We start from the raw sequence: 17,238 nt of genomic DNA, 5'->3' as shown, positions 1-17,238 counted from the left end.
TGTATTTTAATGAAAAGATATAATTTTATATGCGTTAATTATAATGGGGCAGGCTTTTGTCGCTCACTCTGTGAAAGTTTAGAGTTAATGACTCTGCCACCTAACAGTCGAATGCGCTTGGTTATTGTTGATAATAATTCAATGGCTGATGATAAAACTCTGTTGCGAAATATTAACTCAGAGAGGGTGGAAGTTAAGCTTATTGAATTAGAACAGAACCTAGGGTATTTCCCTGGCATGAACTATGGGATAAAGTATGCAAGAGAATCAGGGGGTGATGTTATTATTATTGGCAATAATGATTTAAAATATCGTGATGACTTTGTTCAGAATTTAAATACTTTACAGCTTGAAAGTGACGTGATGGTGGTTTGCCCAGATGTAGTCACTATTGATGGCGTACATCAAAACCCATTGGCTACTAAAAAAATAAGTCGTCTGGGCTTGCTCCAGGAAGATATGTTTTATTCGAATTTTTATGTGTCGAGAGTAATGCGCGTTGTAGCACAATGCCTACGTAAATTACGCCTCACTAGGAAAGAAGTTAGAATAAAGTCTAATTACGTTGAATACCCAATGAATATTTCTCGTGGGATTGGCGCTTGCTATTATTTGACGAATAATTTTTTCGAGCATTATAATGAGTTAGACGCCAGAGTATTCATGTGGGGTGAGGAGGCACTATTGTCCAATCAAGTTTCATCTGTTAACGGTGTGACCCGATATGAGCCAAGCTTGGTTGTTGAGCATTTTGAAAGTGCAACAGTTAAAAAAATGCTTACGCGCGAAAGATATGAGATAGTAAGAAAATCGTACAAAATTTATCGAGGATATTTATAAAATGTTGGGGAACGTATTTAAAGGAAAAACTCTGCTAATTACAGGTGGCACCGGTTCTTTTGGAAACGCAGTTTTAAGACGTTTTCTCGCTACAGATATTGCTGAGGTTAGAATATTCAGTCGTGATGAGAAAAAACAAGATGATATGAGAAAAAAATATAATCATCCTAAGCTTAAGTTTTATATTGGGGATGTCCGCGATTACAGCAGCATTCTCAATGCTACCAGGGGGGTGGATTTTATTTATCATGCCGCAGCTTTGAAGCAAGTTCCATCCTGCGAATTTTATCCAATGGAAGCAGTAAAAACTAACGTTCAAGGAACTGACAATGTTTTAGAAGCTGCAATCACGAATGGTGTCTCTCGTGTGGTTTGCTTGAGTACGGATAAGGCTGTATATCCGATCAATGCAATGGGCATTTCGAAGGCAATGATGGAAAAGGTTATGGTGGCAAAAGCACGTAACTTGGAAAGCACAAAGACAGTTATCTGTGGTACTCGCTATGGAAATGTAATGGCTTCCCGTGGTTCGGTGATCCCTCTGTTTATTGATTTAGTAAAAGCTAATAAACCTATCACCATTACTGATCCAAACATGACACGTTTTATGATGACGCTGGAAGATGCGGTTGATTTAGTTCTTTATGCCTTCGAACATGGCGATAATGGTGATATTTTTGTTCAAAAAGCCCCAGCGGCTACCATTGATGTGTTGGCTCAGGCTCTACTTGATCTTTTGCATAAACCTGAACACGTAGTGAATATTATTGGTACCCGGCATGGCGAAAAACTGTTCGAAGCGTTATTAAGCCGTGAGGAAATGGCCTGTGCTATCGACATGGGGGACTATTATCGTATACCACCAGATAATCGTGATCTCAATTATGGAAAGTTTTTTGAGGAAGGTGACAAAAAAATCGATACATTCGATGATTATAATTCGCATAACACTGAGCGATTAGATGTTGCAGGGATGAAAAAACTGCTGTTAAAACTTGGTGTTATTCGAGCCATGGTGGCGGGGAATGATTACGAGTTGGATGCGTGATATGAATATTTTAATCACGGGTGCCGATGGCTTTATTGGTAAGAACTTACGTGTTTTTTTAGAAGAAAAAGGTTATACAAACATTATCTGCTTTAAACATGAGCATGACCATATTGAATTAGAGAGTATGGTTAATCAGACGGATTTTGTATTTCACCTTGCAGGAGTGAATAGGCCAAAAGACGAGCAAGAGTTTACCCACGGCAATACCGATCTGACTAGAGTATTAATCAATGCGTTGATCGCAACAGGCAGAAGTATCCCATTGGTATTAACCTCATCTATCCAGGCTGAATATGATAATGCTTATGGCAAAAGTAAAGCGGCTGCAGAGCAGTTAGTATTTACTTATATGCAGCAAACCGGGATTCCGGCCTATGTATATCGTTTGCCTAATGTATTTGGAAAATGGTGCAAGCCGAATTATAACTCAGCAGTAGCGACCTTCTGTCATAATACGGTGAAAGGTTTGCCGATTACTATTCACGATACTAACGCACCGTTATCTCTAGTTTATATTGATGATGTTTGTGCCAGTTTGATTGATCTACTTGGTTCAAATGAAGTTGGCGGTTATAAAAAGGTTGAACCAGTATATAACACGACCGTTGGAGCTGTCGCTAAACTGCTGCAAAAATTCGAACAAAGCCGTGTGAACTTGATAACAGAGGATGTTGGTACTGGCCTGATTAGAGCACTGTATTCCACTTATTTAAGTTATTTTTCTCCAGCGGATTTTTCGTACAGTGTGCCAGGGCATACGGATCCACGTGGTACCTTCGTTGAAATGTTGAAAACTCCATCGGCAGGGCAATTTTCATTTTTTACTGCACATCCCGGCGTGACTCGAGGAGGGCATTATCACCATACGAAAACCGAGAAATTTTTGGTGATCAAAGGGAAGGCTTGTTATCGATTTAAACATATAGTCACTGGGGAACAGTACGAAATTATTTCTGATGCCAGTGAGTATAAAATTATCGAAACAGTACCTGGCTGGAGCCATGATATTACCAATGTCGGTGAAGAAGAGTTAATTGTGATGCTCTGGGCCAATGAAGTTTTTGATCGCAACAAACCAGATACCATAGCGAGTCCATTAGTATGACTGAATTGAATGTAAGTAAGAAAATGAAAGTGATGACTGTTGTTGGTACCCGTCCGGAGATTATCCGTTTATCACGAGTGATAGCCGCACTTGATAAATATTGTGAGCATATTATTGTTCACACTGGGCAAAATTATGATTTCGAATTGAATCAGGTTTTTTTCGATGATCTAGGTGTACGCAAACCAGATTATTTCTTAGCGGCTGCAGGGGCTACGGGAGCTGAAACCATCGGCAAGGTGATTATTGGTGTTGATGAAGTGCTGGCTGAGGTTAACCCAGATGCCATGCTAGTTTTGGGGGATACTAACAGTTGCATGGCTGTTATTCCGGGCAAGCGTCGTAAAATTCCTACCTTCCATATGGAGGCAGGAAATCGCTGTTTTGATATGCGTGTGCCCGAAGAAATTAATCGTAAAATTGTGGATCATACCGCTGATATTAACCTGACCTATAGTACAATTGCTCGCGATTATTTGCTTGCTGAAGGTATACCTGCAGATAGAATTATTAAAACTGGCAGCCCTATGTATGAAGTTTTACATTATTATATGCCGAAAATAGAGGCATCTGATGTGTTGTCTCGGTTAAAACTGAATGAGCGTGAATTTTTTGTAATCAGTGCCCATCGAGAAGAGAATGTGGACTCTCCAAAGAATCTGCATAAATTAGCGACTATATTAAATGGGCTGGCTGAGAAATATGCTCTTCCGGTTATTGTTTCCACACATCCTCGTACACGTAAGCGACTTGAAGAACAGGGGATAGTTTTTCATTCATTAGTTCAACTTTTAAAACCTCTGGGATTTCACGATTATAACAAACTGCAGAAATCAGCCAAAGCAGTATTGTCTGACAGTGGGACTATTAGCGAAGAATCATCAATCATGAATTTTCCTGCGCTCAACATTCGTGAAGCACACGAACGTCCAGAGGCATTCGAAGAAGCATCTGTGATGATGGTTGGTTTATCGGTTGAGCGAGTATTTCAAGCGTTACAAATTTTAGAAAGTCAGCCAAGCGGTGATGAGCGATTACTACGGCCTGTTTATGATTACAGTATGCCTAATGTATCTGAAAAAATGGTTAGAATAATTCATTCTTATACCGATTACATTATGCGTATTGTTTGGAGGCAATATGAGTGATCTAATTTATTATGTGGGTCCTTTTAGTTTTCCTAATGGAGGCGCTGCAGCAAGGAGAATATATGGTAATATAAACTCCCTTAGAGAGCTTGGCTATGATGTGAAGGTTATTGATGGTGATACAGCGATAGAAAAGCGTGTTTATGATGAAATTGATGTTATCAGTGTAGGTGAACGGCCTACTAGTAAAGATAATATAATTAAAAAAATGAAAAAATATCTTTTAATTGGGCAAAAAACAATCGATTTTATTGTAAGTCAAGAGCATCTTCCAAAATATATATTTTTATATAGCGGCTACTCACCATATTTAATTAAACTATTGTTGTTTTGTAAAAAGCATAACATAAAGTTAATATTTGATTGTGTGGAGTGGTACCAGCCAAAGTCATTCTTCGAATACTTTTATAAACCTTATTACTGGAATATCGAATTGGCCATGAGGGTTCTTATACCTAAATGTGATGGTTTGATTTGCATAAGTCGTTTTCTGGATGATTTTTATGCAAAAGATTGCGAAACAGTAAACATCCCTCCAACATTGTTAACCTCTAATGTGCCAAAGAAAAAAGAATGCTATTTAAATGGAAGGATTAGATTAGTATATAGTGGGAGCCCAGGCCATAAAGATTACTTAAATACAATTATTTCAGCTGTTAGTGAATTGAGTTATTTATATGAACTTGATGTGGCAGGTGTTTCTGGTGTTGATGTCGAGAATATTCGATACCATGGTTTAATTAGTCATGCTAAGTCTCTCCAATTAGTTTCAGACTCTCATTTCTCTATATTGCTACGGCCATATAATAAAGTCTCTAAAGCTGGATTCTCTACTAAAGTAGTTGAAAGTATGTCTTGTGGAACACCAGTGATTACTAATGATACCGGTGATTTAATTGATTTTATAACCGATGGTAGGAATGGTTATATTTTTCATGGTATAAATAAGAAAGATTTAGTAATAAAATTAAAGTCGATTGCAGACTCATTGAAAAAAACTAATTATATAGATTTGTCTAATTCTGCTCACGCTATGGCTGTAGATAAGTTTGATTGTAGGAATTACTCTAAACCTATCTCATCATTTTTATCAAAACTTTAACTTTTATCTTGCTATAAATTTATTCCAAATTTTCAGCGTATTATAATATGGAGTGGCTTTTGATGTCACGAAGACGATTGTTATTTATTGTTAATGTAGATTGGTTTTTTGTTTCGCATCGCTTACCTATAGCAGTTAAAGCACTTGAAGAAGGCTATACCGTTGTAGTTGCATGTCATTTTACATCCCATAGAGATAAACTTGAATCAATGGGATTCGAAACTTACGAAATCCCATTTAGTCGGAGTGGACTTGGATTACTATCTGAAATAAAAACTCTTATATGCATAAGGAAAGTGATTAAAAATGTCCATCCTACAATTATACATGCTGTAACTATAAAACCAGTTTTGTATTCTGGATTGATGCGAAAAACCGTCTCGATAAAGCATTCCATGGTCGCTGCTATTTCAGGGTTGGGTTATGTATTTGCAGCTACTACTTTTCGTGCAAATTTAACTAGGCTTATTGTTTCAATTCTCTATAAACTTGCTCTCTCTGGTAAAAATAAAATTGTTATATTTCAAAATACTTCTGATGAGGTAATACTTACTAATATCTCATGTTTAAAAGCAGATGAAAAATTTTTGATAAAAGGCTCTGGTGCAGATCTCAATGTCTATGATTTTAAACCTGAACCTAGTACTGCTGATATTAAAGTTGTGATGGCGTGTAGGTTATTGCGAGAGAAAGGGGTCTATCAGTATATTGAAGCTGCAAAACTTGTTAAGCAAAAATATTCTCATGTTGAGTTTTTACTTGTAGGCTCACCTGATCCGGATAACCCCAGTACGGTAACGAGTGCGGAGATCGAGAACTGGGTTAATGATGGCATTGTGAGTTATTTGGGGCATAGGACTGATATTGCTGACATATTTGCCAACTCCAATATTGTGTGTTTGCCATCTTTTTATGGCGAAGGGGTTCCTAAAGTTCTTATAGAGGCAGCAGCATGCGGAAGAGCAATTGTAACTACAGATAACCCAGGTTGCCGGGATGCAATTATTGATGAGAAAACTGGGCTCTGTGTACCAATTAAAGATTCAAATGCTCTTGCTAATGCAATAGTACGCTTGGTTGAGCAACCTGAACTTAGACGGCAGATGGGCGAGTCAGCAAGACATTTTGCCGAAATGGAGTTTGATATTAACTCTGTAGTTAATAAACACATGGATATCTATAATCGTTTGCATGTTAATTTATAATTATATATCCAGGGCATCCAGTGTTAAATAAATATGGTTAATGTCGCTACGTTTTTGCTAGGTCATTTTTATCCCTCAGATATAGTCTGATTATTTTTAAGGGACTCAGTCATTAGGATATAGCGTAAAATTATTCCTGTACTACATGTAAGAATATCGTGTAGTAGTAATTCATAATATCTATAAATCCTGTTTCTGTTAAAGCAAGGGAATTATATTTTGATATAAACTTATGTTTGTCATTATAGCAAACATCTTGCTGATTACTAAAAGACCAACGTTCAGTCAACTCAGCAGCATAGTTGATTGAAATTCGACTAGAGGTAAAAATGCGTTTAATAGACCAACAAATAATGCAACAACTTTTTGAACAGGCTGCAGCTTCTGAACGTAAACGTTCGCATTATCTTATGCATGAAAATCATGGAGATAAAGTTCAAAGACTGATTATCGCAATGGTTCGTGGGAGCTATGTTGAACCACATTTTCATGAGTTACCTCACCAGTGGGAGATGTTCATTGTCACCATGGGGAGTATTCGGGTGACGATATATAATACTGATGGGGCAATTAAACACTCATTTGAGGCTGGACCTCAGCATGAGGTATCTCTAGTAGAATTTTCATCAGGTGATATCCATAGTGTAGAATGTTTGTCTGAGCGGGCGGTTATGATCGAGATTAAAGAAGGGCCTTTTGATGCTAACTACGCTAAAGCCTTTCCCCAATGGTAATGATTTACTCCATAGTTCATAGATAGTTACTACCAATAGCAGCAAATGCTATCCGCCTTGCCCCATCCTGAGTTAACATCTAAGCCACATTCAAGCCGTGCATTCGTCGCGCGGTGACCACACCAGACAGGAGTATGTAATGTCCAAGCAACAGATCGGCGTTGTCGGTATGGCAGTGATGGGGCGCAACCTGGCGCTCAACATCGAAAGCCGGGGTTATACCGTCTCCGTTTTCAACCGCTCTCGCGAAAAAACCGAAGAAGTGATAGCTGAGAATCCAGGTAAGAAGCTGGTGCCTCACTATACGGTGAAGGAGTTTGTTGAATCCCTTGAAACGCCTCGTCGCATCCTGTTAATGGTGAAAGCGGGTGCTGGCACCGATAGTGCTATAGATTCCCTGAAGCCGTATCTGGATAAAGGCGACATCATTATTGATGGTGGTAACACTTTCTTCCAAGACACCATTCGCCGTAACCGTGAACTGTCTGCTGATGGTTTTAACTTTATCGGTACCGGCGTTTCTGGTGGTGAAGAGGGGGCTTTGAAAGGGCCATCCATCATGCCAGGTGGTCAGAAAGAAGCTTACGAGTTGGTTGCGCCAATCCTGAAACAAATCGCTGCGGTTGCTGAAGATGGTGAGCCGTGTGTCACCTACATCGGTGCAGATGGCGCTGGCCATTATGTGAAAATGGTACATAACGGTATCGAATACGGTGACATGCAACTGATCGCAGAAGCTTATTCACTGCTGAAAGGTGGTCTGAATCTTTCCAACCAAGAGTTAGCACAGACCTTTACCGAGTGGAACAAAGGCGAGCTGAACAGCTACCTGATCGACATTACCAAAGACATCTTCACTAAGAAAGATGAAGAGGGTAACTATCTGGTCGATGTGATCTTGGACGAAGCAGCCAACAAGGGTACCGGGAAGTGGACTAGCCAGAGTGCTTTGGATCTGGGTGAGCCATTGTCTCTGATCACCGAGTCCGTATTTGCTCGCTATATCTCCTCTTTGAAAGATCAACGTGTGGCTGCTTCTAAAGTGCTGACTGGTCCGCAAGCCAAACCGGCTGGTGATAAGACTGAGTTTATTGAGAAAGTTCGTCGTGCACTGTACCTCGGTAAAATCGTCTCCTATGCACAGGGCTTCTCTCAGTTGCGTGCGGCATCTGATGAACATAGCTGGGATCTGAACTACGGTGAAATCGCGAAAATTTTCCGCGCAGGCTGTATCATCCGCGCCCAATTCCTACAGAAAATTACCGATGCTTATGCTGAAAATACCGGTATCGCTAACCTGTTGCTGGCACCGTACTTCAAGAATATTGCCGATGAGTACCAGCAGGCGCTGCGTGATGTGGTTGCTTATGCTGTGCAAAATGGTATTCCGGTTCCGACCTTCTCTGCAGCCGTGACCTACTACGACAGCTACCGTGCGGCAGTTCTGCCAGCAAACTTGATCCAGGCCCAACGTGATTATTTCGGTGCGCATACCTATAAGCGCACTGATAAAGAGGGGATATTCCACACGGAATGGTTGGATTAGTCTGATTTAAGCAAATAAATGTAAAAAACCCGGTTCATTTCCTTTGATACCGGGTTTTTTTATTTATACTCGCTATGAATTTCAGATTTTGCTTACTTGTTTATTAAATGACCACTTTATGTGAATAATCATTAAAAAAACGAATAATTCATCTGAATCCTATAGGGAAAATGTCTATTATGGATAAAGTTGCATCGCTGTAGTTTTTATTGTGCTTATTACATGAAGGTTGCTATGACGCAGAACAACAATAATTTGGTCTCAGGGCACAGCCAAGACCATGAACAAATTGATTTAATTGATATTTTTTTGCAGTTATGGAGCGGAAAGTGGATTATCGCAGCATTTGTCGCCGTTGCTATTGCCATCACCAGTGCTTATCTGTCCGTCTCTAAAGAGAAATGGACATCTACCGCTGTCATCACCATGCCAGATGCAGGGCAGATTTCTGGGTACATAAGTGCGTTGGGCGCGATGAATGGCGGAACGACGAATATTGCCGATGTACAACAAAGCGTTATTGGGCGCTTTAGCTCGGCATTTTCCGCATTATCTGAAACGTTAGAGAATCAGGTAGAACCTGAAAAATTAACCATTGATGTGGCTGTTAAAGGGCAAAGCTTGCCTCTGAAAATCACTTATCAGGCTGATTCAGCCGCTAACGCGCAAAAAAACCTCGCAAAGTATATTCAAAAGGTTGACGAGAAAATCGCCAACGAACTGTATGTTGATTTAGACGTTAATATTAAGTCGAAGGTTACCGATCTGAAAGAGTCATTAGCAACGCAGGAAAATGTAGCCCAAGAGCAAAAAAATCTGCAGATTCAGCAAATTACTCAGGCGCTGAAAATCGCTCAAGATTCGAATATTAAATCACCGCAGGTACTGCAGGCCCAAAGTATAACGCAAGACACCTTGTTCTTACTCGGAGAGGAAGCATTAACCTCGATGATCAAGCATGAGGAGTCCCGTCCGTTGGCTTTTTCTGATGCTTATTATCAGATGTTGCAAAATCTGTTGGATCTTGAAAAGTTAAAGATCGAACGGGTGAATATTCATGCTTATCGCTACGTCATGAAGCCAGATCTCCCTGTTCATCGTGATGGCCCAAAACGTGCATTGTCGTTGATTTTGGGCGTGTTACTGGGGGGGATGATTGGCGCGGGGGTTGTGCTTGGGCGTAACGCATTGCGTAGTTACCGAACCAAGGCTTGATATTCATCACCAGCCTAAAAAAACAAAGCCACCGTCGGGTGGCTTTGTCGTATTAAGCGTTAGATTTAGTTCAGAAATTATTTAGAGTTATTTATGTCTTTTCCGTAAATTCCCTATCACCGCACTTAAATCTAAATCTTGATCCTGCAACAGCACCATCAGGTGATAGATTAGATCCGAAGCCTCGTTAGTCAGCTCTTCACGATCATTTACCGTGGCAGCCAGCGCAGTTTCCACACCTTCTTCACCGACTTTCTGTGCGATACGTTTGGTGCCGCTGGCATACAGTTTGGCGGTATAGGAGCTATCTGGGCTAGCGGTTTTACGGGATGCCAGCAGTTGTTCTAGTTGATACAAGAAAGCCCAATCGCTGTTAGCTGGGTGGAAGCAACTACTATTGCCTAAGTGGCAAGTTGGGCCGATAGGGTTTGCGAGGATCAACAGCGTATCGTTATCGCAATCTGGCGTTATGCTGACTACGTTGAGGAAATGGCCTGAGCTTTCACCCTTGGTCCACAAGCGCTGTTTAGTGCGTGAGAAGAACGTCACTTTGCTGCTCTGTTCCGTTACCGCCAACGCCTCCTGATTCATATAACCCAACATCAGCACTTCACCAGAAACGGCGTGCTGGACGATAACCGGCATCAAGTTGTCGGTCTTTTCCCAGTCCAGTTGATCTCTCTGTTGTTCTGTTAACACACGCGAATCTCCACGCCGTTATCGGCCAAGAACTTTTTCAGTTCGCCGATATTAATGATTTGTTTGTGGAACACCGAGGCCGCCAATGCACCGTCTACGCTGGTATCGCGGAAAGCTTGCAGGAAGTGATCCATCGTGCCCGCACCACCGGAAGCGATCAGCGGGACTTTGCACACTTCACGCACCAAGCGCAGTTGCTCAAGATCGTAACCGTTACGTACCCCGTCCTGATTCATCATGTTCAAGACGATTTCACCCGCGCCACGTTTTTGCACTTCTTTCACCCAGTCCAGCGTTTCCCATTGAGTCACACGAGTGCGGCTTTCGTCGCCGGTATATTGGTTGACATGATATTTACCGCTTTCGCTGTCGAACCAAGTATCAATACCGACCACGATGCACTGCACGCCAAAACGATCGGCCAAACGGCTAATCAACTCGGGATCGGCCAGTGCCGGTGAGTTGATGGAAATCTTATCAGCACCGAAAGACAGAATCTGGCTCGCATCTTCGGCACTTTTGATGCCGCCAGCGACACAGAAGGGAATGTCGATCACCTCCGCTACGCGCGATACCCAGCTCTTATCCACCACGCGACCGTCACTAGATGCGGTGATATCGTAAAACACCAGTTCGTCTGCGCCTTCTTGCGCGTAGCGCTGTGCGAGTGGCACGATGTCGCCGATGATCTCGTGGTTGCGGAACTGAACGCCTTTTACCACTTGGCCGTCTTTCACGTCCAAGCAAGGGATTATCCGTTTTGCCAGCATGCGATCGCCTCCTCAACGCTGAATTTACCTTCTAACAAAGCGCGCCCAACGATCACGCCTTCAACGCCACTGCCGCGTAATGCCGCGATATCATTCAGACCGCCAATGCCGCCAGAAGCTTGGAAAGCCACCTGTGGGAAACGTTGGCAAACCTCGTGATACAGTTCCACGTTAGAGCCGGCTAGAGTGCCGTCGCGGGAAATATCAGTGCACAGTACATGTTTCAAACCGAATGGCAGGAACTGCTCGACGATCTGCTCTAGCGTGGCGTCGGAGTTCTCTTGCCAGCCGCTGATGGCTACGCGTTTGGTGCCAGTGGCGTCGATACGCACGTCCAACGCTAAAACCATCGCTTCAGCGCCATAGCGCTCGAACCAACCTTGAACCATTTCTGGTTGTTTGACGGCGGTGGAGCCAATCACCACACGGCTTGCACCTGCTTCCAATAGCGCGGCGACATCTTGCTCGGTACGAATACCGCCACCAACTTGCACTGGCACGTTCACGCCAGCCAGCAGTTTGCGTAGCAGTGGGATCTGGCGCGCAGCCGGATCTTTGGCCCCGGTCAAATCCACTAAGTGCAGCACTTGTGCACCTTGCTGTTGGTAGTCTTGCAAACGCAGCAGCGGATCGTTGCCGTAATCGCGTTGCTGACCGTAATCACCTTGATGCAGGCGCACTACGTTACCGTCGATCAAATCCAAAGCGGGAATAATCATGCTGCCTACATCTCCAGAAAGTTTTTCAACAGTTGCGCTCCGGCTGCACCAGAACGCTCTGGGTGGAACTGCACACCGAAGAAGTTGTCTTTTTGCACGGCGGCGGTGAAGGCTTCGCCGTAGTTCGCTTGAGCGATAGTGCTTGAGCATATCGGCATCGCATATCCATGAACGAAATAGAAGTAGGCACCATCCTCAATGCCTCGGAACAGATGATTTCCCGCTTGGGAAGTGACCTGATTCCACCCCATATGCGGCAACGGCAAACCGCGGTCAATCATCTGTTTTACCGGGGTGTCGATAATCCCCAGCGTTTTGATACCGCCGCTTTCTTCGCTGCTGGCCGCCAGCAATTGCATACCGAGGCAAATACCTAGCACCGGCTGAGTACAGGCTTTGATTAGATCGAAAAGTTCGCGTTCTTTCAGTTGATCCATTGCGGCTTGCGCGGTACCGACACCCGGTAGAAACAATTTATCGGCGCGTAGGACTATCTCAGGATCGCGGCTGACATCCGGTTGATAACCCAGCCGCTGCACCGCGTAGGTGACAGAGGAAAGGTTGGCGCAACCGGTATCCAGAATCACCACATTCATTACAGCACTCCTTTCGAGCTAGGGAGGGTGTTACCTTCCACGCGGATTGCCTGACGTAACGTGCGGCCAAATACTTTGAATAGACTTTCTACGCGGTGGTGGTCGTTCTTGCCTTTGGTTTTTAAATGCAAGGTGCAAGCCATGGTGTAGGACAGCGAGCGGAAGAAGTGTTCCACCATCTCGGTGCTCAAATCGCCCACGCGCTGATAGTTGAACTCAGCCCTATATTCCAAGTGCGGGCGACCCGAGATATCCATCGCGCAACGTGCCAGACATTCATCCATCGGCAACACAAAGCCGAAACGCGCGATGCCACGTTTGTCACCCAGCGCTTTGTTCAAGGCTTCACCCAGCGCCAGTGCAGTGTCTTCCACGGTGTGGTGATCGTCGATATACAGATCGCCATTGACCTGAATATCCATGCGGAAGCCACCGTGAGTGGCTATTTGATCCAACATGTGGTCGAAGAAACCGACGCCGGTTTTGATCTTGCTGCCGCCTTCGCGATCCAGCCAGACGTTAACGTCAATCTGCGTCTCTTTGGTGACGCGGTTAACGTGAGCGTGGCGATCGCGTTGGGTCAGTTGGCGGGTGATCTCTTTCCAGCCCAACTCGCCGCGCTTATACAGCAAGCCCTGAATACCCATGTTGTTCGCCAGTTGCACGTCGGTTTGACGATCACCAATCACGTAGCTGTTGGCGATATTCATCACGCCCGGCTCCAGATAGCGTCTCACCATGGCAGTTTTTGGTTTGCGGCACTGGCAATTATCTTCCGGTTTGTGTGGGCAAATTAGGATCTGTTCGAAGTCGATACCTTGCGAGCTCAGGATCTGCATCATCAATTCATGCGGTGGATCGAAGGTTTCTTGCGGGAAACTCTCGGTACCCAAGCCGTCCTGATTGGTGATCATCACCAGCACGTAACCCGCTTGCTGCAATGCTAGCAAGGAAGGGATCACATCAGGCTCTAACGCCAGTTTATCCAAACGATCGACCTGAAAGTCTTCAGGTGGCTCAGCAATCAACGTACCGTCGCGGTCAATAAAGAGAAATTTCTGGCTCATTTTGGCTCCTTGGCACCAGACAGGGCGAGCAGGGCGTCGATGACGCGCTGACATTCTTCACGGGTGCCGATAGTAATGCGTAGGCAGCCGGCAAGCCCAGGTTGTTTATTTTGGTCACGTAAAATAATGCCTTGATCCCACAGCGCTTTAAATACCTTACTGGAATCGGTAAAACGCGCCAGCAGGTAATTGGTTTCGCTAGTGAATACTTGCTCAACGCAGGCGCAGTTTTGCAACTGTTGCTGTAACCAACCGCGAGTGTTGGAAATTTCGCTGACGCGTTGACGCATCACTTGCAGTCCGTCATCACTCAGTGCCTGTGCGGCGATGTCGGCAACCGGTGTGGAGAGTGGATAAGGCGCAATCACTTTCAGCAGCAGGGTGATCAACTCCGGGCTACCGATTGTGAAACCGCAACGCAGCCCCGCCAGCGCAAAGGCTTTCGACAGGGTTCGTAGGATTGTCAGGTGCGGATAATCACTCAGCCAACTAGCAACACTGGCCTGTGGGCAGAACTCGATATAAGCCTCATCGACGGCGACAATCGCTTTACCCTTGGTCATTTCCAGCAGCGTGCGCAGGGAGTCCGGATTGATCAGATTGCCAGTCGGGTTATTGGGGCTGCACACGTAAATCAGTTTCACGTTATTCAGGTTGTCGGCAATCGCCGGCAGATCCAATTGCCAATCGTTTTTGGCGGGTACGACGCGACGCTCAACGCCAAAGGTTTCGGCGCTGACGGTATACATGCCGTAAGTCGGTGGGCAGAACAGAATTGCGTCTTTACCCGGTTCGCAGAAGGCGCGGATCAACAGTTCGATACCTTCATCTGCCCCACGACTGACCAACACCTGCTCTTTTTTCACTCCGGCGTAGGCCGCGTAGCGTTCAATTACCAAAGCTGGTTGGCATTCCGGGTAGCGGTTGAACGTTTGCGCCGTGAGTTGAAAATCAGGGGCGGTTGGATATTCGTTGGCGTTCAGCCACACGTCGCCATTGCCGCCCAAACGACGCGCCGATTGGTATGGGGTCAGCGCACGCACATTGTCACGGGCTAAGTTTTCGATGCTCATGCTTGCTCCTTCAAGGCGGCGACGCGTAAGGTCACGGCGTTTTTGTGGGCGATCAACTGCTCAGCGGCGGCTAGCGTTTCGATGGTGGCGGCTAAGTTCATAAAGCCCTGCGGTGTGAGTTCTTGTACCGTCATGCGCTTTTGGAAATCTGCCAAACCTAAGCTAGAACAAGTGGCGGTGTAACCGTAAGTCGGTAGTACGTGGTTAGTGCCTGAAGCATAGTCACCGGCGGATTCTGGTGACCAGTCGCCGAGGAATACTGAACCGGCGCTGGTAATGCTGTCGACCAAATCACGGGCGTTGCGGGTCTGGATAATCAGGTGCTCCGGGCCGTATTGGTTGCTGATAGCGACGCATTCCGCTAAGTCTTTAGTGACGATCAAACGGCTACTGGCTAGCGCCTGACGCGCCGTTTCTGCGCGCGGTAACTTGGCCAACTGTTGTTCAACGGCTTCAGCCACCGCTTGTGCCATCGCGGCATCTGGGGTTAGCAAAATGACCTGCGAATCTGGGCCGTGTTCGGCTTGAGAAAGCAAATCAGAAGCAACGAACGCTGGAGTGGCACCACTGTCGGCGATCACCAGCACTTCGGAAGGCCCGGCGGGCATGTCGATGGCTGCGCCATCTTGAGATTGACTGACTTGGCGCTTGGCTTCGGTCACAAAGGCATTACCCGGTCCGAAGATTTTATCCACTTGTGGTACCGACTCAGTACCAAACGCCAGCGCGGCAATGGCCTGTGCGCCGCCGACCTGAAACACTTCCTGCACACCACACAACTGTGCGGCATACAAGATTTCATCGGCAATTGGTGGTGGTGAACACAACACTACACGACGGCAACCCGCGATACGTGCCGGTGTTGCCAACATTAATACGGTAGAAAACAGCGGGGCGGAGCCACCGGGAATATACAGACCAACTGAATCGATCGGGCGCGTTACCTGTTGGCAACGCACGCCTGGCTGAGTTTCTACATCGACCGGTGGTAATTTTTGCGCATTGTGGAAAGTTTCCACGTTACTAACCGCGACCGCCATGGCCTGTTTGATCTCATCCCCCAAACGGGCGCTGGCTTGTGCTATTTGCTCTGCAGTGACACGCAGCGCACCCACGGAGGTTTTATCAAATTTGGCGCTGTAATCCCGTAACGCTTGATCGCCATTGGCTTTCACGTTGCCTAAGATCTCGCTCACCGTGCGGGTAATGCTGTCTGAGGCGGAGATCGCCGGGCGCATCAGTAATGCTGTGCGTTGTTGCGCGTCGCATTCGACCCAGTTGACGATGGTATTGAAGTTCGACATGGCGTTACTCCATCATCTTCTCAATTGGCAGCACCAGAATGGAACTGGCACCCAGCGCTTTCAGTTTTTCCATGGTTTCCCAGAACAGGGTTTCGCTGCTTACCATATGCATCGCCACGCGGTTTTGCGCACCGGCTAATGGTAGGATGGTTGGGCGTTCGGCACCTGGCAGCAGGGCGATGATTTCGTCCAGACGCTCGCTTGGCGCATGCAGCATGATGTATTTGGATTCACGCGCTTGGATCACGCCCTGAATACGCGTCATCAGTCGGTCGATCAGTTGCTGTTTAGCTTCTGGCATTTCGCCATCACGCTGGATCAAGCAGGCTTTAGAGCGGTAAATCACTTCGACTTCACGCAGGCCGTTGGCCTCCAAAGTGGCACCGGTAGAAACCAGATCGCAAATCGCATCCGACAGACCGGCGCGTGGCGCGACTTCAACGGAACCATTCAATAGGCAGGATTTGAAACGAACGCCTTGTTTATCGAGATATTGCTTCAACAAGTGCGGGTAAGAGGTGGCGATGCGGGCGTTTTGCAGGCTTTGTGGGCCGGTGTATTCAGTGTCGAGTGAAGTGGCCAGTGACAGACGGCAGCTACCGAAATCCAAACGACGCAGAGTGAAGTAGCGCGGGTCTTCGCCCTGAGCACGGCGGCTGAGTAATTCTTCTTCCAGCACGTTCTCGCCGATGATACCTAAATCGACTACGCCATCCATCACCAAGCCGGGGATGTCGTCATCACGCACGCGCAGAATATCAATCGGCATGTTTTCAGCGAAGGCGATCAGGCGCTGCTGTTGCAGGTTGATCTTGATGCCGCAGCGCGCCAGTAGCTCTTGTGAGTCTTCACTCAGGCGGCCTGATTTCTGCATTGCGATCCGTAAGCGTGTTTTGTCCAGCATGGTAAGTAACCTCTATTTAATCTTCTGAATTTATAAAATTTGTCTGTCCGAAGCCCATAAAAAAACCCTCGGAAGGTAATCTTCCGAGGGCTCTCTTGCGTTGCTATGTTCTACGCGCCACTGGAAGATTCTAAACTGTCTTCCAGCACACATCGCCTGA

At 45.6% G+C, this 17,238-nt stretch carries 17 protein-coding genes and 1 other annotated feature (1 of these 18 running past the window's edge); of the genes, 9 read left to right on the top strand and 8 right to left on the bottom strand.

The genetic code is table 11. The features are described from left to right. Positions 1-9 precede the first annotated feature (9 nt). From AC3ISQ_RS14380 to wzzB, 9 genes are all read left to right on the top strand, one after another. Positions 10-840, top strand: a complete 831-nt coding sequence (locus AC3ISQ_RS14380; RefSeq protein WP_489347536.1) for a glycosyltransferase family 2 protein — start codon at positions 10-12, stop codon at positions 838-840. Between the two features lies 1 nt (position 841). After that, complete coding sequence (locus tag AC3ISQ_RS14375; protein ID WP_489347534.1) at positions 842-1,888, top strand: polysaccharide biosynthesis protein; 1,047 nt, start codon at positions 842-844, stop codon at positions 1,886-1,888. 1 nt (position 1,889) lies between these two features. After that, complete coding sequence (gene wbjC, locus AC3ISQ_RS14370; protein ID WP_489347532.1) at positions 1,890-2,996, top strand: UDP-2-acetamido-2,6-beta-L-arabino-hexul-4-ose reductase; 1,107 nt, start codon at positions 1,890-1,892, stop codon at positions 2,994-2,996. Beyond that, a complete protein-coding gene (gene wecB / locus AC3ISQ_RS14365) occupies positions 2,993-4,144 on the top strand; it encodes a non-hydrolyzing UDP-N-acetylglucosamine 2-epimerase (RefSeq protein WP_489347530.1) in 1,152 nt (383 codons plus the stop codon). Before wbjC ends, wecB begins: the two co-directional genes overlap by 4 nt. Beyond that, on the top strand, positions 4,137-5,246 hold the full coding sequence (locus AC3ISQ_RS14360; protein WP_489347529.1) for a glycosyltransferase: 1,110 nt from the start codon (positions 4,137-4,139) through the stop codon (positions 5,244-5,246). The genes wecB and AC3ISQ_RS14360 overlap by 8 nt, the downstream gene beginning before the upstream one ends. A gap of 62 nt (positions 5,247-5,308) precedes the next feature. Beyond that, on the top strand, positions 5,309-6,451 hold the full coding sequence (locus tag AC3ISQ_RS14355; protein WP_489347527.1) for a glycosyltransferase family 4 protein: 1,143 nt from the start codon (positions 5,309-5,311) through the stop codon (positions 6,449-6,451). 329 nt (positions 6,452-6,780) lie between these two features. Beyond that, positions 6,781-7,185 carry a WbuC family cupin fold metalloprotein gene (locus AC3ISQ_RS14350; protein WP_489347525.1) on the top strand — a complete coding sequence of 135 codons (405 nt, stop codon included), beginning with the start codon at positions 6,781-6,783 and terminating at the stop codon, positions 7,183-7,185. A 139-nt stretch (positions 7,186-7,324) separates the two neighbouring features. After that, the gene (gene gndA, locus AC3ISQ_RS14345) at positions 7,325-8,731 is read left to right on the top strand and encodes an NADP-dependent phosphogluconate dehydrogenase (protein ID WP_489347523.1); all 1,407 of its coding nucleotides are present in this window, start codon (positions 7,325-7,327) and stop codon (positions 8,729-8,731) included. 234 nt (positions 8,732-8,965) lie between these two features. Next, positions 8,966-9,946 carry an LPS O-antigen chain length determinant protein WzzB gene (gene wzzB / locus AC3ISQ_RS14340; RefSeq protein WP_489347522.1) on the top strand — a complete coding sequence of 327 codons (981 nt, stop codon included), beginning with the start codon at positions 8,966-8,968 and terminating at the stop codon, positions 9,944-9,946. A gap of 87 nt (positions 9,947-10,033) precedes the next feature. Here wzzB and hisIE read toward each other — a convergent pair whose 3' ends face one another. The 8 genes from hisIE to hisG are packed head-to-tail and all read right to left on the bottom strand — an operon-like array spanning position 10,034 to position 17,078. Beyond that, a complete protein-coding gene (hisIE, locus tag AC3ISQ_RS14335; protein ID WP_489347520.1) occupies positions 10,034-10,645 on the bottom strand; it encodes a bifunctional phosphoribosyl-AMP cyclohydrolase/phosphoribosyl-ATP diphosphatase HisIE in 612 nt (203 codons plus the stop codon). Further along, complete coding sequence (gene hisF / locus AC3ISQ_RS14330) at positions 10,639-11,415, bottom strand: imidazole glycerol phosphate synthase subunit HisF (RefSeq protein WP_489347518.1); 777 nt, start codon at positions 11,413-11,415, stop codon at positions 10,639-10,641. The genes hisIE and hisF overlap by 7 nt, the downstream gene beginning before the upstream one ends. Next, positions 11,397-12,134: a 1-(5-phosphoribosyl)-5-[(5-phosphoribosylamino)methylideneamino]imidazole-4-carboxamide isomerase gene (gene hisA, locus AC3ISQ_RS14325; RefSeq protein ID WP_489347517.1), complete on the bottom strand. Its 738-nt coding sequence runs from the start codon at positions 12,132-12,134 to the stop codon at positions 11,397-11,399. Before hisA ends, hisF begins: the two co-directional genes overlap by 19 nt. 5 nt (positions 12,135-12,139) lie before the next feature. Then, positions 12,140-12,730, bottom strand: coding sequence for an imidazole glycerol phosphate synthase subunit HisH (gene hisH / locus AC3ISQ_RS14320; protein ID WP_489347515.1), 591 nt, complete (start codon positions 12,728-12,730; stop codon positions 12,140-12,142). After that, the gene (hisB, locus tag AC3ISQ_RS14315; RefSeq protein ID WP_489347513.1) at positions 12,730-13,797 is read right to left on the bottom strand and encodes a bifunctional histidinol-phosphatase/imidazoleglycerol-phosphate dehydratase HisB; all 1,068 of its coding nucleotides are present in this window, start codon (positions 13,795-13,797) and stop codon (positions 12,730-12,732) included. The genes hisH and hisB overlap by 1 nt, the downstream gene beginning before the upstream one ends. Then, a complete protein-coding gene (gene hisC, locus AC3ISQ_RS14310) occupies positions 13,794-14,870 on the bottom strand; it encodes a histidinol-phosphate transaminase (protein ID WP_489347511.1) in 1,077 nt (358 codons plus the stop codon). Before hisC ends, hisB begins: the two co-directional genes overlap by 4 nt. Continuing rightward, positions 14,867-16,174, bottom strand: a complete 1,308-nt coding sequence (gene hisD / locus AC3ISQ_RS14305) for a histidinol dehydrogenase (RefSeq protein ID WP_489347509.1) — start codon at positions 16,172-16,174, stop codon at positions 14,867-14,869. The genes hisC and hisD overlap by 4 nt, the downstream gene beginning before the upstream one ends. A gap of 4 nt (positions 16,175-16,178) precedes the next feature. Further along, positions 16,179-17,078, bottom strand: coding sequence for an ATP phosphoribosyltransferase (gene hisG, locus AC3ISQ_RS14300; protein WP_489347507.1), 900 nt, complete (start codon positions 17,076-17,078; stop codon positions 16,179-16,181). A gap of 56 nt (positions 17,079-17,134) precedes the next feature. Next, positions 17,135-17,238: a sequence feature (His leader region), on the bottom strand (it continues 29 nt past the right edge of the window).

Source organism: Serratia sp. KH_031 (assembly GCF_057839655.1).
The sequence above is the reverse complement of the archived record's forward strand: the minus strand, read 5'-3'. Positions and strand labels throughout refer to the sequence as shown.